General features: G+C 65.8%; 16 protein-coding genes. 13 read left to right on the top strand and 3 right to left on the bottom strand.

Annotation, left to right across the window (positions count from 1 at the left end; translation table 11 throughout):
- Positions 1-37 precede the first annotated feature (37 nt).
- Positions 38-1,318: an enolase C-terminal domain-like protein gene (locus tag AC1DVU_RS13035; RefSeq protein ID WP_476922869.1), complete on the bottom strand. Its 1,281-nt coding sequence runs from the start codon at positions 1,316-1,318 to the stop codon at positions 38-40.
- Positions 1,319-1,554: 236 nt separating this feature from the next.
- On the opposite strand from AC1DVU_RS13035, the gene AC1DVU_RS13030 reads away from it, so the two are divergent.
- The 8 genes from AC1DVU_RS13030 to AC1DVU_RS12995 all read left to right on the top strand — a co-directional run bounded on the left by AC1DVU_RS13030 (position 1,555) and on the right by AC1DVU_RS12995 (position 8,631).
- A complete protein-coding gene (locus tag AC1DVU_RS13030) occupies positions 1,555-2,247 on the top strand; it encodes a FadR/GntR family transcriptional regulator (protein ID WP_476922868.1) in 693 nt (230 codons plus the stop codon).
- Between the two features lie 110 nt (positions 2,248-2,357).
- A complete protein-coding gene (locus tag AC1DVU_RS13025) occupies positions 2,358-3,758 on the top strand; it encodes an ABC transporter substrate-binding protein (RefSeq protein WP_476922867.1) in 1,401 nt (466 codons plus the stop codon).
- A gap of 229 nt (positions 3,759-3,987) precedes the next feature.
- Entirely contained in the window at positions 3,988-4,197 is a 210-nt protein-coding gene (locus AC1DVU_RS13020; RefSeq protein ID WP_476922866.1) for a hypothetical protein, read from the top strand.
- A 75-nt stretch (positions 4,198-4,272) separates the two neighbouring features.
- On the top strand, positions 4,273-5,208 hold the full coding sequence (locus AC1DVU_RS13015) for a carbohydrate ABC transporter permease (RefSeq protein WP_476922865.1): 936 nt from the start codon (positions 4,273-4,275) through the stop codon (positions 5,206-5,208).
- On the top strand, positions 5,205-6,095 hold the full coding sequence (locus AC1DVU_RS13010; RefSeq protein WP_476922864.1) for a carbohydrate ABC transporter permease: 891 nt from the start codon (positions 5,205-5,207) through the stop codon (positions 6,093-6,095). The genes AC1DVU_RS13015 and AC1DVU_RS13010 overlap by 4 nt, the downstream gene beginning before the upstream one ends.
- Positions 6,096-6,134: 39 nt before the next feature.
- The gene (locus AC1DVU_RS13005; protein ID WP_476922863.1) at positions 6,135-7,349 is read left to right on the top strand and encodes an alpha-L-fucosidase; all 1,215 of its coding nucleotides are present in this window, start codon (positions 6,135-6,137) and stop codon (positions 7,347-7,349) included.
- 93 nt (positions 7,350-7,442) lie between these two features.
- Complete coding sequence (locus AC1DVU_RS13000) at positions 7,443-8,027, top strand: carboxymuconolactone decarboxylase family protein (RefSeq protein ID WP_476922862.1); 585 nt, start codon at positions 7,443-7,445, stop codon at positions 8,025-8,027.
- A gap of 31 nt (positions 8,028-8,058) precedes the next feature.
- Positions 8,059-8,631 carry a GNAT family N-acetyltransferase gene (locus AC1DVU_RS12995; RefSeq protein ID WP_476922861.1) on the top strand — a complete coding sequence of 191 codons (573 nt, stop codon included), beginning with the start codon at positions 8,059-8,061 and terminating at the stop codon, positions 8,629-8,631.
- Between the two features lie 7 nt (positions 8,632-8,638).
- On the opposite strand, the gene AC1DVU_RS12990 is transcribed toward AC1DVU_RS12995, so the two are convergent.
- Both AC1DVU_RS12990 and purU read right to left on the bottom strand, forming a co-directional pair.
- Positions 8,639-9,124 carry a DUF4383 domain-containing protein gene (locus tag AC1DVU_RS12990; RefSeq protein ID WP_476922860.1) on the bottom strand — a complete coding sequence of 162 codons (486 nt, stop codon included), beginning with the start codon at positions 9,122-9,124 and terminating at the stop codon, positions 8,639-8,641.
- A gap of 79 nt (positions 9,125-9,203) precedes the next feature.
- The gene (gene purU, locus AC1DVU_RS12985; RefSeq protein WP_476922859.1) at positions 9,204-10,070 is read right to left on the bottom strand and encodes a formyltetrahydrofolate deformylase; all 867 of its coding nucleotides are present in this window, start codon (positions 10,068-10,070) and stop codon (positions 9,204-9,206) included.
- 80 nt (positions 10,071-10,150) lie between these two features.
- Here purU and AC1DVU_RS12980 point away from each other — a divergent pair, with 80 nt between their 5' ends.
- The 5 genes from AC1DVU_RS12980 to AC1DVU_RS12960 all read left to right on the top strand — a co-directional run bounded on the left by AC1DVU_RS12980 (position 10,151) and on the right by AC1DVU_RS12960 (position 17,360).
- Complete coding sequence (locus AC1DVU_RS12980) at positions 10,151-10,978, top strand: IclR family transcriptional regulator (RefSeq protein WP_476922858.1); 828 nt, start codon at positions 10,151-10,153, stop codon at positions 10,976-10,978.
- Positions 10,979-11,096: 118 nt separating this feature from the next.
- The gene (locus AC1DVU_RS12975) at positions 11,097-12,575 is read left to right on the top strand and encodes an aldehyde dehydrogenase family protein (RefSeq protein WP_476922857.1); all 1,479 of its coding nucleotides are present in this window, start codon (positions 11,097-11,099) and stop codon (positions 12,573-12,575) included.
- Complete coding sequence (gene betA / locus AC1DVU_RS12970) at positions 12,572-14,293, top strand: choline dehydrogenase (RefSeq protein WP_476922856.1); 1,722 nt, start codon at positions 12,572-12,574, stop codon at positions 14,291-14,293. The genes AC1DVU_RS12975 and betA overlap by 4 nt, the downstream gene beginning before the upstream one ends.
- Positions 14,290-15,336: a quaternary amine ABC transporter ATP-binding protein gene (locus AC1DVU_RS12965; protein WP_476922855.1), complete on the top strand. Its 1,047-nt coding sequence runs from the start codon at positions 14,290-14,292 to the stop codon at positions 15,334-15,336. Before betA ends, AC1DVU_RS12965 begins: the two co-directional genes overlap by 4 nt.
- A complete protein-coding gene (locus AC1DVU_RS12960; protein WP_476922854.1) occupies positions 15,333-17,360 on the top strand; it encodes an ABC transporter permease in 2,028 nt (675 codons plus the stop codon). Before AC1DVU_RS12965 ends, AC1DVU_RS12960 begins: the two co-directional genes overlap by 4 nt.
- Positions 17,361-17,373 lie beyond the last annotated feature (13 nt).

Raw genomic sequence — 17,373 nt, 5'->3', positions numbered from 1 at the left:
TGGCTCTTAGACGTCTGTGGTACCGCAGACGACAACGTCAGTCACTTCCGCTCCACGCGGGACCGTCGGGGAACCGGTACGTGTTGACGCTTTCGACCAACATCCGACCCCCGCCTCCAGGAAAGGTCGGGGCGACGTAGTGGCCGTTGCGGATGCGCACCGGCTCAGTGAAGTGCTCGTGGAGGTGGTCGACGTACTCGATGACGCGATCTTGGGTTGTCCCACTCACTGCCACGTAGTCGAACATCGACAGGTGCTGGACCATCTCGCACAGTCCCACCCCGCCTGCGTGCGGACACACCGGCTTCCCGTACTGAGCAGCCAGCAACAAGATCGCGATGTTCTCGTTGACTCCGGCCACGCGGGCTGCATCCAGCTGGAGCACGTCAATGGCGCCGGCTTGCAGCATCTGCTTGAACATGACCCTGTTGGCACCGTGCTCGCCGGTGGCGACCTTGATGGGGGCGACACCTTGCCGGATCGCGGCATGCGCAAGCACGTCGTCGGGAAAAGTAGGCTCCTCGATCCACCATGGGTCGTACGGGGCCAGGCGCGACATCCATTCGATCGCCTCCGCGACGTCCCAGCGTTGGTTGGCGTCGACAGCCACGCGAATCTCTGGACCCACGACCTCCCGAGCAATACGCATGCGGCGAACATCGTCCTCGACGTCTGCGCCGACCTTGAGCTTGATCTGTCGGAACCCGTCCTTCACGGCCTCAGCCGCGAGCCGGGCGAGCTTTTCATCGGAGTACCCGAGCCACCCTGGCGTCGTCGTGTACGCCGGGTAACCAGTGGCGAGCAGGTGCGCCTCTCGCTCAGCGCGGCCGTCGTGAGCGCGCTTCAGCAGCTCGAGCGCCTGGTGAGGCGTAAGGGCGTCAGTGAGGTAGCGAAAGTCGACGCAGTCGACGAGTTGCTCAGGGGACAGCTGGGACATGTACTGCCACAAGGGGAGGTTCGCCCGTCTCGCTGCGAGGTCCCACGCCGCGTTGACCACCGCACCCGCCGCCATGTGGATGACGCCCTTCTCCGGACCGAGCCACCGGAACTGCGGGTCATGCACCAGCGCACGCGACAGTTCACCGAGGTCGGCGCACATGTCCTCCACGCGTCGACCGACGACCAGGTCGGAAAGCGCCTCGATGGCGCGCACCTGTACGTCGTTCCCGCGGCCAGTGGTGAAAGCCAGGGCATAGCCCGCAGGGTGGTCCGGGTCGTCGGTGCAGATTGTCACATAGGCAGCCGAGTAGTCAGGTTCGGGGTTCATCGCGTCCGAACCGTCGAGCGTCTTGGACGTGGGAAACCTGACATCGGTCACCTCCAAGCCAGTGATCCGCGCGGTCCGGCTGGCTTGGCCCTGTGTGTGTTCTGACAACACGGATTCCTCCTGAGCATGAGCGTCGGTCGCCCTGTCTGCGTGAGCTCGACGTCGGATTGGCGGCGATCACGTAAGAGCCAAGGTAGGAGACTAAAGATCAGATGTCTAGTCAGAGATATGATGTCTAGCAACGAGAGCGCGGACGACCGGGACGCGCGTAGACGAAAGGAAGCCCCATGGGCGCACCTCTGATAGAGCTGGCCATCGACAAGATCAGAGGCCTGATCAGGGACGGCGGTCTTGGACCCGGCGACCGGCTGCCTGCGGAAGCACAACTGAGTGACCTGCTCGGCGTTTCTCGCAGCAGCACTCGTGAGGCGGTGAGGGCGTTGGTCACCGTTGGCGTGCTGGACGTCAGGCGAGGGGATGGAACCTTTGTCACCAACTTGTCGGCCGAGACTTTGCTGACTGGCTTGGGGCGAGCCGTGGAATTCATGGGGGAGGAGTCGATTCTGGAGCTAGTTGAGGCCCGTCGGGTCATAGAACCGCAGGTCACAGCCTTGGCGGCGACGCGGTCCACGCCCGAGGAGCGAGCCGAAATCGCCGGCCACCTTCGCCTCATGCGACGGTGGAACGAGTACGACGACCTGGTCGAGCATGACGCTGACTTCCACGCGGCAGTCGCGCGAGCGAGCGGCAACCTCACCCTCGCGGCGCTGCTCAACGGGATCTCCAGCGCCACCACGCGCGCACGAGTCTGGCGAGGGGTCGTCGACTCTGACGCCGCCGACGTCACCATCGCCGAGCATGCAGCGATCTTGGCGGCTATCGAAGCAGGGGACGCACGACTGGCCGAGGCGTTGGCGCTGGCGCACGTGTCAGGCGTCGAGCACTGGATTCGCGCAGCGGTGGAACAGGATGTCGTGTAAATCGATTCATTTTTTGCTTGACATGTGGTCGGTGTCACAGCGATAGTGGCTCAGACATCTGATCTTTACGGATGAATCAATCAATGCAATGAGCTCGACGAGAGGCCACCATGAAGCGCATACACATCTTTGGCAAGGCCGGCTCCGCCGCCTCTGCCACTCACGAGGCCGTAGGTTCCTCGCAGTCGCCCGCGAAGCTCAGGCGCAGGTCCGCGGCACTGGCCGCGGTCCTGAGCCTGTCCCTCCTTGCCGCGGCCTGCAGCTCGGGAGACTCCGGAGGCGGATCTTCCACCCTGACCGTCCAGGTGCAGGCGGAGCAGCTCGATGCCTTCCAGTACGCCGCGGACATCTTCGAGAAGAAGAATTCCGGCGTGAAGGTCAAGCTGCAGACCATCACCGGGGAGCAGAAGAACACCACCAACGCCCAGGTCCTGGCCTCGGGCGACGCTCCGGACATCGGGATCGTGCCCACCAACGCATCGACGTACCTGGAGCTCATGAAGAACGACGCGCTCGTCCCTCTCGACGACGTGTGGAAGTCGGCCGATCTGGACAACCGGATGGACAAGGCGACCGCAGAGTCGATCAAGAGCGACGGGAAACCGTACGTCGTGCTGTTCGACACCGTGTACTACAACGTCGTCTTCTACAACAAGCAGGCCTTCGAGAAGGCCGGTGTGACGGCGCCGGCGAACCACCAGCTGGAGTCGCCTGAGCAGCTCTACGCCCTCGCCGACCAGCTCGACCACGCTGGATACAAGGGCCTGGCGCTGGGTGGCAGCTCTGGATTCCAGGTCGCGTGGATGCTGGACGCCCAGCTGGCGGCGAACGCCGACAAGGCGGCCTTCGGCGACTTCACGAACGCGTGGAAGAGCGGCAAGGAGCAGACGGTCCCGTACACCGATCCGGAATTCGTCGACTCGGTCGCTCAGGTGCAGAAGTTTGCCAAGAATGGCGTCTTTGTCCCCGGCTACCTCGGACAGAAGCTTGACCAGGCGCAGGCGGCCTTCACCTCCGGAAAGGCCGCGATGCTGCTGGGCGGCATCTGGATGCCTGCGATCTTCGATGATGCCAAGTCCGGCGTGAAGTTCGACTACGACTGGCTGCTCCTGCCCGGCAAGGCGGGCCCCACGTTGCCGACGGTCTACGCCGGGGACACCCTTGCCATTCCCAAGGCTTCGGACAACAAAGCGATGGCGAAGAAGTTCCTCGAGATCTACGTCTCGGACGACGTCCAGCGCTATGCGGCCGTCCACGTGGGGTCGATGCCAGCGGTGAAGTCGGTCGACCCGACGACGATCGACAAGCTGCCGAAGGTGACCCAGGACGTCGTCTCGTTCGTCAACGACAACGGAGCCGGCGTCGGGTGGACCAGCGTTGCTCCCGGGGCGTTGGCACAGTCGTTCATCGACCCCGAGATGCAGAAGCTGCTGGCCGGGCAGACGTCCCTCGAGAAGCTCGGGGAAGCACAGCAGAAGCAGTTCGAGTCCTTCAAGAAGGACAACAGCTGACCCTGCGTCCGGGGCGCCGCCGGGCTCGGGCTCGGCGGCGCCAAGGTCACCATTGAAACCGAATGGGGAATGACATGAACGCATACGCACACGGGACTACGGTCCTAAACGCTGACACGGGTCAACGCGTGGGAAGCGCGGCGACTGCCAGTGACGCGCGATACCTCGCCAGCGCGATGAACGCGCAGCACACCGACACCCGGGTCGCGTCATGAACGCGCGTAGTCCCATGACGGTGCCGAAGGTGACCCAGGACGTCGTCTCGTTCGTCAACGGCAACGGAGCCGGCGTCGGGTGGACCAGCGTTGCTCCCGGGGCGTTGGCACAGACGTTCATCGACCCCGAGATGCAGAAGCTGCTGGCTGGCCAGACGTCCCTTGAGAAGCTCGGGGAAGCACAGCAGAAGCAGTTCGAGTCCTTCAAGAATGACAACAGCTGACCGACCCTCCGGGGCGCCGCCGGGCTCGGGCTCGGCGGCGCCAAGGTCACCATTGAACAACGAACGGACGACACTATGAGTACCCGCAGCGAACAGGCCGCGGCCGGCATGAGCGTAGCTGCACCGCGCCGCCGGCGACGACGGTCCAGGACGTCCCCGCAGACGGTGGCCATGCTGCTGCCCGGCCTGGCGGTCCTCGCGATCTTCTTCGGCCTCCCCGTTCTCGACCTCGTGCGCACGTCACTGTCGAACTGGTCGGGCATCGGACCCCGTGAGTGGACGGGTGTCGACAACTTCGCCGAGGTCTTCAGTGACAACACCATCCGGTCCGCCCTGGTCAGGTCGATCGTCATGGGAGTAGGAGTTGCCCTGGGCATCGCGGCGCTCGGCACGGTCCTTGCCGCCTTCGTGTCTCGCGGGTTGGCCGGTTCGCGGGTCTACCGTGTGCTGTGGTTCCTACCCGGCGTGGCACCGCCCACAGCAGTGGCGGTCTTCTGGGCGCTGTCTGTGCAGCCTTTCGCCGGAGTCGTCAACGTCGTGGTGGGCAAAGTGGGCCTCGGAGACGACCATACCTGGCTGGCCGACCCGTCGACTGCCTTGATCGTCATCATCGCGGTCGGCATTTGGCAGGGAGTCGGGTTTGCCTTCCTGATCATCCTCGGTGCCATGGAAGAGGTGCCGGTCTCGGTCTACGAAGCGGCGATGATCGACGGAGCCGGGGGAGTGAGGTCCTTCTTCCAGATCACGCTGCCGATGATTCGCCCGGTGCTGTCAACGGTCGTCCTGCTCAACATCATCTGGGCCTTCAACGGATTCACGCTCGTGTGGGGCATGACGCGAGGCGGTCCGGGAGACTCCACGACCATCCTGCCTGTTCTCGTCTACAAGGACGCTTTCCAATCATCCAACTTCGGTGTCGCTGCCGCCGTGAGCGTCGTGGGCGGGGTCTTCCTGCTCATCCTCGGCTTCGCCGTCTACGTCTTCGGCTCAAGGAAGGCTCCAGACGCATGAGTACCCAAACCCTGACTGACACGGCCACCCGCCGCAGTGCGCCGTCGCGGCGCCCAAGGCTCGGACGGCTGGTCGGCCAACTCGTCGCCGTGATGTGGACGGCTCTGGCAGTGCTGCCGTTCCTCCTCATCATTCTCCTCAGCTTCAAGTCCAACACCGACATCTTCAGCAACCCTCTCGGCGTCCTCCACGTTGACTGGCGCCCGGAGAATTTCTCAGAGGCGTGGTCCGGACCGCCGGGCGGCCAGGGGTTCGTGCAGTACGTGTTCAACTCAGTCGTGGTGACGGCGATCGGTGTCGCTGGGTGTGTCTTCCTGGGATCCTTCACCGCCTACTTCGCGACCCTTGCCTCGCCGCGCGTTCGGGCGCTCGTCCTCGCCGGCTTCCTGGGCGCAGCGACCCTGCCGTTGATCATGCTGCTGATCCCCTATTACTCAGCATTCAGCGCACTGTCGTTGTTGAGCACGCCGTGGGCTGTGGGCGTCGTGTACGCGTGCCTGTGCCTGCCGACGTCCGTGCTCATCCTGCACGGTTTCTACCTGGGGTTCCCCGCGGAGCTGCGAGAGGCGGCCGCAATCGACGGCTTGGGGCTCATGCGGACCTACCTCAGAATTGTGCTGCCGCTCTCGCGCGGGCCGCTTGTGGCGGTGGGCCTCATCAACGGCATCTTCGTCTGGGGAGAGACCCAGTTGGCGATCGTGCTCTTGCAGGCACCGGAGAGCAGGCCCATCCCGGTTGGTCTTCTCGACTTCCAAGGTCAGTTCAGTGCCAACACCGGAGCCATCTTCGCGGGCCTCACCCTGGCGACCATTCCCTTGGTCCTGCTGTATCTCGTGTTCAACCGATCCATCGCGAAGGGCATCGCCCTCGGCGGCGTGTTCCGCTGACTCGCCCCCTCCCACCCTGACTCCAGGAGCTCGATTCTCGTGCAAGATCACTCACTGCCCGCCTGGGCGCGTGATGCCACCCTCGGCATCTTCATCCACTGGGGTGCCTATTCGGTGCCCGCCTGGGCGGAGCCGTCCGGCGCGTGGGGTGACGTATCGACAGAGGACTGGTTCGCGCACAACGCCTACGCCGAGTGGTACGCCAACACCATTCGCATCGAGGGGTCGCCTGCGTCCCAGCACCACCACGCCGAGTTTGGTGGTATTCCCTATGTCGATCTACTCGACATCTGGCGAGCCGACTCATTCGACCCCGTCGACTGGGCACGCCTGTTCGCCTCAGTCGGGGCGGACTACGTCGTCCCGGTCACCAAGCACCACGACGGGATCGCGCTGTGGGACGCTCCTGGCGCCGGAGACATGAGCACGACCGAGCGTGGCCCGCGACGCGACCTGATCGGCCCGCTGGCCGAGGCCGTCCGCGGCGAGGGGCTGCGCTTCGGCGTGTACTACTCCGGCGGGCTGGACTGGCACGTCACCGACCATCCACCGATCACGAGCATGGCGCACGTCGAAGATTTCCGACCGGTCGACGCGGCCTACTCCGAGTACGCGACCAGCCACGTGCGTGATCTGATCGAGCGCTACGAGCCGTGTGTCGTGTGGAACGACATCAACTGGCCCGATGCAGGGCAGCATGACGGCTCGCTCGACGACCTCCGGGCCTTCTATCGATCCGTCGTGCCCGACGGCATCGTCAACGATCGCTGGGGCCGTATGGACCTGGCCGACTATCGCACCAGCGAGTATGCCTTCGACACCGCCAACGAACTGGGCTCCGGCTGGGAGCACTGCCGGGGGTTGGGCTACTCCTTCGGCTACAACCGAGTCGAAGACGCCTCACTGACGCTGTCGCCGCGAGAGCTGGCCAAGGTGTACGCCGACGTGGTCTCGCGCGGCGGCCGACTGTTGCTGAACGTGGGTCCCGACGCCGATGGCCGCATCCCAGAGGTGCAGCGTCGCACCCTTGAAGGAATCGCCACGTGGATGCACGCGATCAAGCCGCTCACCGCAGATCGACGGGTCCTGACGCCGGGCCAGGTGACCGTGCGCGGTGCCGAAGAGGTCCTGTGGTGGCGCGGTTGGTGGCACGGGCAGCAACTCGTCGTCATCACCAATGACGCGGACATCGAAGTGGAAGCAAGTGACGCCGAGGAGGTCCGGATCCTCGCGCTACCTGGCGACGATGCTTGATTCGTAGACCCCACCGGGAGCACGCAGGCGCATGTCACAATTCTCGGCCGGCCCTCGTCTAGATGTCGTACCCACCAAACACAGGAGGACGACATGACCGGAACAACTCGTATCCCCGCTGCCGAGATCACGGGCTTCAAGGGCGCGCTCATCAAGCGCTTCGCCAAGAAGGCCTTGGGACAGGTCCCGACCTCGCTCGGCGTCTACTGGCACAACCAGAAGGTGCTCATGGCCATGGCCGGCATCGGAGGCAAGGTCCAGAAGTGGGACGCCTGCGACGAGCAGCTCAAGTCGTTCGCGCACATGGCCGTTGCCGCCCAGGTCGGCTGCAGCTGGTGCCTGGACTTCAACTACTTCGAGGCCCACAACAAGAACCTCGACATGGACAAGGCCCCGGAGATCCCGCGCTGGCGCGAGTCGGAGGTGTTCTCGCCGCTCGAACGCGAGGTGCTGGCGTATGCCGAAGCGATGACCGTGACCGAGCCGACGGTGACTGCTGAGATGGTGGACTCGCTGCGTGCTCAGCTCGGCGAGGCCGCCCTGGTCGAGCTCACGGCCGTGATCGCGTTCGCCAACTTCACCACACGTCCGAACGTCGCACTCGGCATCGAGTCGGATGGTTTCGCGGCGGCGTGCGGACTCAAGCCGCTGGCCCAGCGGGCCACCGTCGGGTCGTGAGCTTGTCGGTCGTCGGTGGGACGATGGCGCCATGGCGATCGAGGTGCGGCCGGCGAGCCGCTTCGATGACGTACGCACGATGGTCGGCCCCAAGCGCCCGGACGCCAACGTCTGCTGGTGCCTGAGCTATCGCATCCCTTCCAAGGAGAACCTCGCACTTCGCGGGACTGACCGCGGTGAGCGGGTCGCTCAGCTGCTGCGGGAATCACCCCTTCCCGGGGTGCTCGCCTACGACGGCGACGAGGTGGTCGGGTGGGCCGCCGTGCATCCCCGCTCCGACACCGCGTTCGCCCAGAGCCGCAAGATCCCGCACGTCGACGACCTCGACGTCTGGTCGCTGTGGTGCGTCCGCGTACGTCCGGGGCATCGCGGCCAGGGCATCTCCCACTCCCTCGTTGCTGGCGCGGTCGAGTTCGCGCGGCAGCAGGGTGCCCCGGCCATCGAGGCCTACCCGGTCGACAACCGTGACCGCAAGGTCAACCTGACGATGGCCTACGTTGGCACGCTGAGGCTGTTCGAGCGCGCCGGGTTCGCCAAGGCCGCCGACACCGACTCGGTGATCGACGGTTTCCCGCGCGTGCTGATGCGCCTCGATCTGCGCTAGTGAGGGCTCAAGCCGTGTGGTGACCTCGGTGCCGGCGGAATTCGATGGTGCGTCCGTGAAGTCGCTGCTGAACGATCCAGCCCAGCGCGGCAAGGCCGATCGTCAGCACGAGGTGCAGCCAGTTGTCGGCAGAATTGACCGGGACGAAGTTGGCGGTGCTCTCCTGGTCGACCGCGATGCCGTAGATCGTCAGGACGGCGTAGATTGCCGCGCTGCCGAAGAGGACCGGCGGGACAAGGCGTGCCTGCGTCGCTGTCCAGAGTCCGGCGACGCCGAACAACAGGTGCACGATGTTGTGCAGCACCGACACCTGGAAGACGCCGAGCAGCTCGGCGCCGCTGTCCTGGTCCGCGAAGGTCATGCTGTCGTAGTCGGTCGTGATGCCCGGGATGAACCCCAGCACGCCGACCAGCAGGAAAACGATTCCGACGACGGCTGCAGCCGCTCTCGCAAACTGCTCCGCGTCGGTGACGTTGCCTCGAATCGAGCTCATGAGACGCTCCTTCCTCGTAGGGAGTTGCTCCCTTCCGGAAAGGCATACCCACTGGTCAGCGGGTCATTCGCGGTGTGTTCTACGGGAAGATGACGACCCGTGAGCCGTCGAGGAGCGCCCGTTGTTCGGTGTGCCAGCGCACAGCCCTCGACAGCACCTGAGCCTCGACGTCGCGGCCGGCCTGGACCATCTCGGGAGGCGTCATCCGGTGATTGACCCGGGTCACGTCCTGCTCGATGATCGGCCCTTCGTCGAGGTCGGCGGTGACGTAGTGCGCCGTCGCACCGATCAGCTTGACGCCGCGCTCGTGTGCCTGGTGATAGGGCTTGGCTCCCTTGAAGCTSGGCAGGAAGGAGTGGTGGATGTTGATCACCTTGCCCTCCAGCTTCTTGCAGGTCTCGTCGGACAGGACCTGCATGTAGCGGGCGAGGACGACGAGGTCGATGTCGAGCTCCTCGACGAGCTCGAGGAGTCGGGCCTCGGCCTGGTCCTTGGTGTCCGGCGTGACGGGCACGTGGTAGAACGGCACGTCATACGTCGCGGCGAGTCGCTCGAAGTCGCGGTGGTTGGACACGACCGCGGGGATCACGATGTTGAGCGAGTTGGTGCTCTGGCGGAACAGCAGGTCGTTCAGGCAGTGACCGAACTTCGACACGAGGACGAGCGTTCGGTAGGGCGCGACCGCGGAGAACATCTGCCAGTCCATGCCGTGGGCCGTGGCGACCTGGGTGAACGATGAGCGCAGCTGCGTCAGTTCGATGTCGGCGACCTCGAAGTGCACGCGCATGAAGAAGTTGTGCCCCATGCGGTCATCGAACTGCTGCGAGTCGAGGATGTTTCCACCCATGTCCATGAGCCAGGAAGACACGGCGAAAACCAGCCCCGGACGGTCCTGGCACGCCAATGTGAGCACGTATGACGGGGGTTGATCCTGATCGAAAGCCATGGGTTCCTGCCTCGGTGTGACACGCGGCCCAACTCCGCTGTCGGCCGACCGTGTTGTGAATTGTGCAATAGAGTCGTGCTATGAGCAACAACTCGGTCAACAATTCTGGAGCCACGAAGGCCGCAACGAGCACCGTGCAGTCCGTGGACCGGGCCGTCAGCATCCTCGAGATGCTCGCCCACGACGGGGAGTCCGGCGTCACCACGATCGCCGACGAGCTCGGCGTCCACAAATCCACGGCGTTCAGGCTGATCGCCGCTCTGGAGCGACGCGGACTCGTCGAGCAGGACGTCGAACGCGGAAAGTATCGCCTCGGAGTCGGCATCCTCCGGCTCGCCGGGGCCACCACGGCGCGCCTCGACGTGGTCCAGGAGACCCGACCGCTGGCTCGGGCGCTGGCTGCGGAGACCGGGGAGACGGTCAACATCGCGGTGCGCTCGGAGGGTGCTGCGTTGTATCTCGACCAGATCGCGGGCACCTCGTCCTTGCAGTCCCACAACTGGGTCGGCCAGCGGATACCGCTGCACGCCACTGCCAACGGCAAGGTCCTGCTGTCCGGGCTCACCCCCGACCAGATCACCACGGAGGTCGGCCAGCGTCTCCGTGCCTACACGCCGACCACGATCACCTCGATCAAGAAGTTGCTCGTCGACATCGAGGCTGTCCGGGAGGCGGGGTATGCCGTCGTGGTCGACGAGCTCGAGATGGGACTGACCGCGATCGCGGCACCGCTGCACAACGTGCATGGCGACGTGATCGCCTCGCTCTCGGTTTCCGGACCGACGTTCCGCTTCGACGAGGACCGGGTCAAAACGGTCGTTGACCAGGTCACCGATGTCGCTGCTGAAGTGTCCGAACGACTCGGTTGGAGGGTCGCCAAGCGCCCGCCTGCCGAGATTGACTCTTGACGTAGCGCCCACTTGGCGCGACAGTTGTTGCGCAACGTAGTTTAGGTTGTGTAATACGCAACAAAATTGTATCGGGCGGGTTACGACCACGAGATCGTTTTAGAGCGAGGAGGCACGAGTGTCCGCGCTCTACATCGACGGGCTCTGGCAGCCGGCAGCTGGCGGCGCTGTCCGGGAAATTCACTGCCCCGCAGACGGCACCCTGGTCGCGACCGTGCCAGAGGCCGGACCCGAGGACGCCGAGCGGGCCATCGAAGCGGCTCGCCGTGCGTTCGACTCCGGCCCGTGGCCCGCGACCTCCTCGCTCGAGCGCGCCGCGCTGTTGCACCGGGTCGCTGACCTCCTCGTACGCGACAAGGAAGAAGTCGCTCGCCTCGAGTCGCTCGACACCGGCAAGCGCATCATCGAGTCGCGCTACGACGTCGACGACATCGTCGGCGTGTTCCGCCACTTCGCCGGGCTGGCCGGCGCCGAGTCCGGACGCGTGGTCGACACCGGGCGGCCGGGCGTCGTCAGCCGGGTCGTGCACGAGCCGGTCGGCGTGTGCTCGCTGATCACGCCCTGGAACTACCCGCTGCTGCAGACGGCCTGGAAGGTCGCGCCGGCGATCGCAGCGGGCAACACGTTCGTGCTCAAGCCGAGCGAGCTCACGCCGTCGACGTCGATCTGGTTGATGCGCGCCCTCGACGAGGCGGGTCTGCCCGCCGGTGTCGCCAATCTCGTGCTCGGCGCCGGTGCGGATGTCGGTCCGACCCTCACGACCCATCCCGCGGTCGACCTGGTCTCCTTCACCGGCGGTCTCGTCACCGGTCGCGGGGTCATGGCCGCCGCCGCCCCCACGGTCAAGAAGGTCGCCCTTGAGCTCGGCGGCAAGAATCCCAACATCGTGTTCGCCGACGCCGACCGTGAGACTGCCCTGGACTTCGCCCTCACCGCGGTGTTCCTGCACTCGGGCCAGGTCTGCTCGTCCGGTGCGCGCCTTCTCGTCGAGTCGTCGATCCACGATGAGTTCGTCGACGAGCTCGTACGTCGCGCAGAGCTCATCCGCATCGGCGGCCCGTTCGACGACAAGGCCGAGACCGGTCCGCTGATCAGCGCCGGCCACCGCGACAAGGTCGAGGCCTATGTCGCAGCCGGCATCGCCGAGGGCGCGCAGCTGCGCACGGGCGGCGCCCGGCCCGATGACCCCGCCCTGGCCGATGGCTTCTACTACCTGCCGACGATCTTCACCGGATGCACCGCGGACATGAGCGTCGTGCAGGACGAGTCGTTCGGCCCCGTGCTGACGGTCGAGCCGTTCGACGGCGAGGACGACGCGGTCGCCAAGGCCAACGACAGCATCTACGGCCTGGCCGGAGGAGTCTGGACCTCCCAGGCGGGCAGGGCCGAGCGGGTTGCCGCCCGGCTTCGCATGGGCACGGTCTGGATCAACGACTACCACCCGTACGTGCCACAGGCCGAGTGGGGCGGCTACAAGCAGTCCGGCTTCGGCCGCGAGCTGGGCCTCGACGGCCTCGCCGAGTATCGCGAGACCAAGCACATCTGGCACAACATCGACCCGACCCCCCAACGCTGGTTCGACGGAGCTGAGGCATGAAGAAGCAGAAGAGCTACGACTTCGTCATCGTGGGCGGTGGGTCGGCCGGATCGGCCCTCGCCAATCGGCTGAGTGTGGATCCGTCGACGAGCGTGCTGGTCCTCGAGGCGGGCCGCAACGACTCCAAGCTGGACCCGTTCATCCACATGCCGGCAGCGCTCCCGTACCCGATCGGCAACCGGCTGTACGACTGGAAGTACGAGTCCGAGCCCGAGCCCTTCATGGGCGGCCGCAAGGTCTTCCACGCGCGCGGCAAGGTCCTCGGCGGCTCGAGCAGCATCAACGGGATGATCTTCCAGCGCGGCAACCCGCTCGACTTCGAGCGCTGGGCCGCCGATCCCGGCATGGAGTCGTGGGGCTATGCCAACTGCTTGCCCTACTTCAAGCGCATGGAGACCTGTCTTGCCGGTGAGGACGACTGGCGTGGCGGCTCGGGGCCGCTGATCCTCGAGCGCGGTCCGGCGACCAACCCCTTGTTCGGCGCGTTCCTCGACGCCGCGCAGGAGGCCGGCTACCCGCTGACCGACGACGTCAACGGCTACCGGCAGGAGGGATTCGCGCGCTTCGACCGCAACCTGCACCGCGGCCGCCGGCTCAGCGCCGCCCGAGCCTATCTCCATCCCGTCATGGATCGTCCCAACCTCCGGGTCGAGACCCTCGCGCACGTCACGGGCCTGCGCACCGAGGGCACGAGGGTCACCGGCGTCGACTACCTGCGCGGCGGCAAGCTGCACCGCAGTGTTGGCGCCAAGGAAGTCATCCTGTGCGGCGGCGCGATCAACTCCCCGCAGTTGCTGCAGCTGTCCGGCATCGGCAACGCGGCCGAGCTCGGGGCACTCGGCATCCGATCGGTGGTCGACCTGCCGGGCGTCGGCGAGAACCTCCAGGACCACCTCGAGGTCTACATCCAGTACGCCAGCAAGCAGCCCGTCTCGATCGGCCCGTGGCTCAAGCACCGCCACAAGCCCCGTATCGGCGCGGAGTGGTTGTTCCTCCGCAAGGGCGTCGGCGCGACCAACCACTTCGAGGCCGGCGGCTTCGTTCGCAGCAACGACCTGGTCGACTACCCGAACCTGATGTTCCACTTCCTGCCGATCGCGATCCGGTATGACGGCTCGCAGCCGGCGGCCGAGCACGGCTATCAGGTGCACATCGGTCCGATGTACTCCGACTGTCGCGGCACCGTGAAGATCAAGTCCACCGATCCGAAGGAACACCCGGCGCTGCGGTTCAACTACCTGTCGACGGAGACGGATCGCCGCGAGTGGATCGAGATGATCCGCGTCGCGCGGCGCATCCTCAACCAGCCGGCGTTCGGGCCGTTCAACGACGGCGAGATCTCGCCCGGACCGTCGGTCGAGACCGACCAGGAGATCCTGGACTGGGTCGCCAAGGACGCCGAGACGGCCCTGCACCCGTCGTGCACCGCCCGGATGGGCGCCGATGACATGAGCGTGCTCGATCCGACCAGCATGCGCGTGCACGGGGTCGACGGCCTGCGGGTCGTGGATGCGTCGTCGATGCCGTACGTGACCAACGGCAACATCTACGCGCCGATCATGATGCTCGCCGAAAAGGCGGCGGACCTCATCCTCGGCAACACCCCGCTCGAGCCCGCCACCGATGTTCCCTACTACCGCTACCGCGAGGGCACACCGTTGTTCCCTCCCGGCGACCCCCGCAATGCCTCCCACACCCAAGGAGTGGAGCAGTCATGACCGATACCGCCGTCAAGGTCGACCATCTGTGGAAGGTCTTCGGACCCAAGGCCTCACGCATCCCAGGCAGCCCCGAAGGGGAGTTGTCCCGCGACGAGCTCCGGAGGAAGACCGGCTGCGTCGCAGGCGTCAAGGACGTCAGCTTCGAGGTCAAGCGCGGCGAGGTCTTCGTCGTCATGGGACTGTCCGGGTCGGGCAAGTCGACCCTGGTGCGATGCCTCACCAGGCTCATCGAACCGACGGCCGGTGAGGTCATGATCGACGACGCCGACGTCCTTAAGATGTCGGAGTCGGCGCTGCGCAACCTTCGCCGGACCCACGTGGCCATGGTGTTCCAGCACTTCGGCCTCCTGCCACACCGCCGGGTCATCGACAACATCGCGTACGGGCTGGAGGTACGCGGTGTGGGCCGGGCCGAGCGCCACGCCAAGGCGCAGGAGGTGCTCGAGCTGGTCGGGCTCTCGGGCAACGCCGCGTCCTACCCCGATCAGCTGTCCGGCGGCATGCAGCAGCGAGTCGGACTCGGTCGCGCCCTCGCCGTCGACCCGTCCTTGCTGCTGTTCGACGAGCCGTTCTCGGCTCTCGACCCGCTGATCCGCCGCGACATGCAGAACGAGGTCATCCGGCTGCATCACGAGGTCAAGAAGACGATGGTCTTCATCACCCACGACCTCCAGGAGGCGCTCAAGCTGGGCGACCGCATCCTGATCATGCGCGATGGCGAAGTCGTCCAGGTCGGCACACCCGACGAGGTCGTCGGCGCCCCTGCTGACGAGTACGTGCGCGACTTCGTCAGCGAGGTCCCGAAGTCACACGTCCTGACGCTGAAATGGGTCATGCGGCAGCCCGAGCCCGACGACGCGCTCGACGGGCCCGAGCTCCCGCCCAACACGATCGTCCAGAACGCCGCGCGGCTCGTGCTCGACTCCGACAAGCCGATCAAGGTCGTCGAGAACGGCCAGCTGCTCGGCGTCGTCACCGACGAGGACATCCTCCGCGTGATCGTCGCGGAAGAAAGGCCGAGCGAGGTCGCACCGGCATGACCACCGCAACCGCGCCGCCGCCGGTTTCCAAGGAACAGGCGCCACCCCCTGCGCCGGAGCAGTCCCACCGCGGGCGGGCGATCGCGATCGTCCTCGCCGTCTTCGTCGTCCTCAGCATCCCGTTGCGGGGCGTCGCGACGCTCCCGCTGGCCCGTTCGGACCTCACGGACTTCCAGAACTGGCTGGGCGACCTCAGTGACAAGCTTGAGGCCGCCCAGAGCTCCAGTGCGATCCTGCAGGGGCTCGACAAGATCAGCAACGCCCTTGAGAAGATTGCGGTGTTCTTCCAGGAGCTCATCAGCCAGCCGGCCTTCCCGCGGCCGGTACCTGAGATCGGCTGGCTCGGTGTCCTGGCGATCGCGGTATGGGTGGCTCTGGCCATCGCAGGCTGGCGCATGGCCGTCCTGACGGCGGTCAGCTTCGCGCTCTTCGGCATGCTCGGCTACTGGACCGACAGCATGGACACCCTCATCGTGACGTTCATCGCCGTGGGCATCTGTCTCGTCATCGGCATCCCGATCGGCATCTGGATGGGCCGCAGCACGCGGGCCACAGCCGTCATCACGCCGATCCTCGACGGCCTGCAGACCCTGCCGTCGTTCGTCTACCTGCTGCCGATCACGCTGTTCTTCAGCATCGGAGTCGCTGCCGCGATCATCGTGACCTTGATCTATGCGCTGCCGCCGGTCATCCGCATCAGCGCGCACGGCATCCGCACGGTCTCGTCCGAGACGATCGAGGCGATGGATTCGCTCGGCACGAGCCGTACCCAGATGCTGCGCAAGGTTCAGCTGCCGATGGCCAAACGTACGATCATCGTCGGCGTCAACCAGACGATCATGGCCGCGCTGTCGATGGCCACGATCGCCGCCTTCGTCGACGGCCCCGGCCTCGGCAAGCCCGTCATCAAGGCACTCGAGTCGCTCGACGTCGGCCGGGCCGCCACCGCAGGCATGTGCATCGTCATCATGGCGATCATGCTCGACCGAGTCACGACGGCGGCGAGCGAACGCAGCGAGGCGATCCCGTCCGAGCACGCCCGGCGCAACCGATTGATCGTCCTCGGTGTCTCCGGCGTGGCCGCGATCGTATGTGTCTGGGCGTCCCGTCAGTACATCGACCTGGCGGCATTCCCCAAGGAACCTGACCTCGGCACGCCGTTCGCCAAGGCCGCCGACAACGTCTCCAACTTCTTCACCGACAACGCCGCCTCGACCACCAACGCGATCAAGGACGCCCTGACCTACGGCTTGCTCAACCCGCTGCAGACCCTGCTCGCCGACTCGCCCTGGTGGCTGGTCGCTGCGATGCTGCTGGCCCTGTCGCTGCTGATCGGCGGGATGCGCTCGTTCCTCACGTCGATCGTCTGCATCGCTGTCGTGCTCGGGGTCGGGTTGTGGCAGGACGCCATGATCACGCTGACCATGACCCTGGTGGCGACGATCCTCACCATGCTCATCGCGCTCGTCCTCGGCGTCTGGATGGCACAGAGTCGTGCGGTCGACCTGACCGTGCGGCCGATCCTCGACGCGGCGCAGGTCGTCCCGCCCTTCGTCTACCTGGTGCCCGCACTCGCGCTCTTCAGCGCGACGCGTTTCACCGCCATCGTCGCGGCGGTGGTCTATGCCGCGCCGGTCGCGATCAAGCTCGTCTGTGACGCGATTCGTGCGGTGTCGCCGACGGTCGTCGAGGCGGCACAGTCGGCCGGATCGAGCCGGTGGCAGCTCATCACGAAGGTCCAGCTGCCGATGGCTCGCAAGGGCATCGCGCTGGCGACCAACCAGGGCATGCTCTACGTCTTCGCGATGGTCGTCATCGGTGGACTCGTGGGGGCGGGAGCGCTCGGCTATCTCGTGGTCGCCGGCTTCTCGCAGACCGAGCTGTTCGGCAAGGGCCTCGCAGCGGGCATCGCCATCGTTGCCCTCGCGATCATGCTCGACCGCATGGCACAAGGAAGGCCCACGGGCCAGGCGGTAGGCCCGAAACGCACATTCTTCTCACGACCGACCTGGTTCGTGAGGTGACGATGCAACCCGA

Source organism: Aeromicrobium sp. P2_G6 (assembly GCF_056403535.1).
The sequence above is the reverse complement of the archived record's forward strand: the minus strand, read 5'-3'. Positions and strand labels throughout refer to the sequence as shown.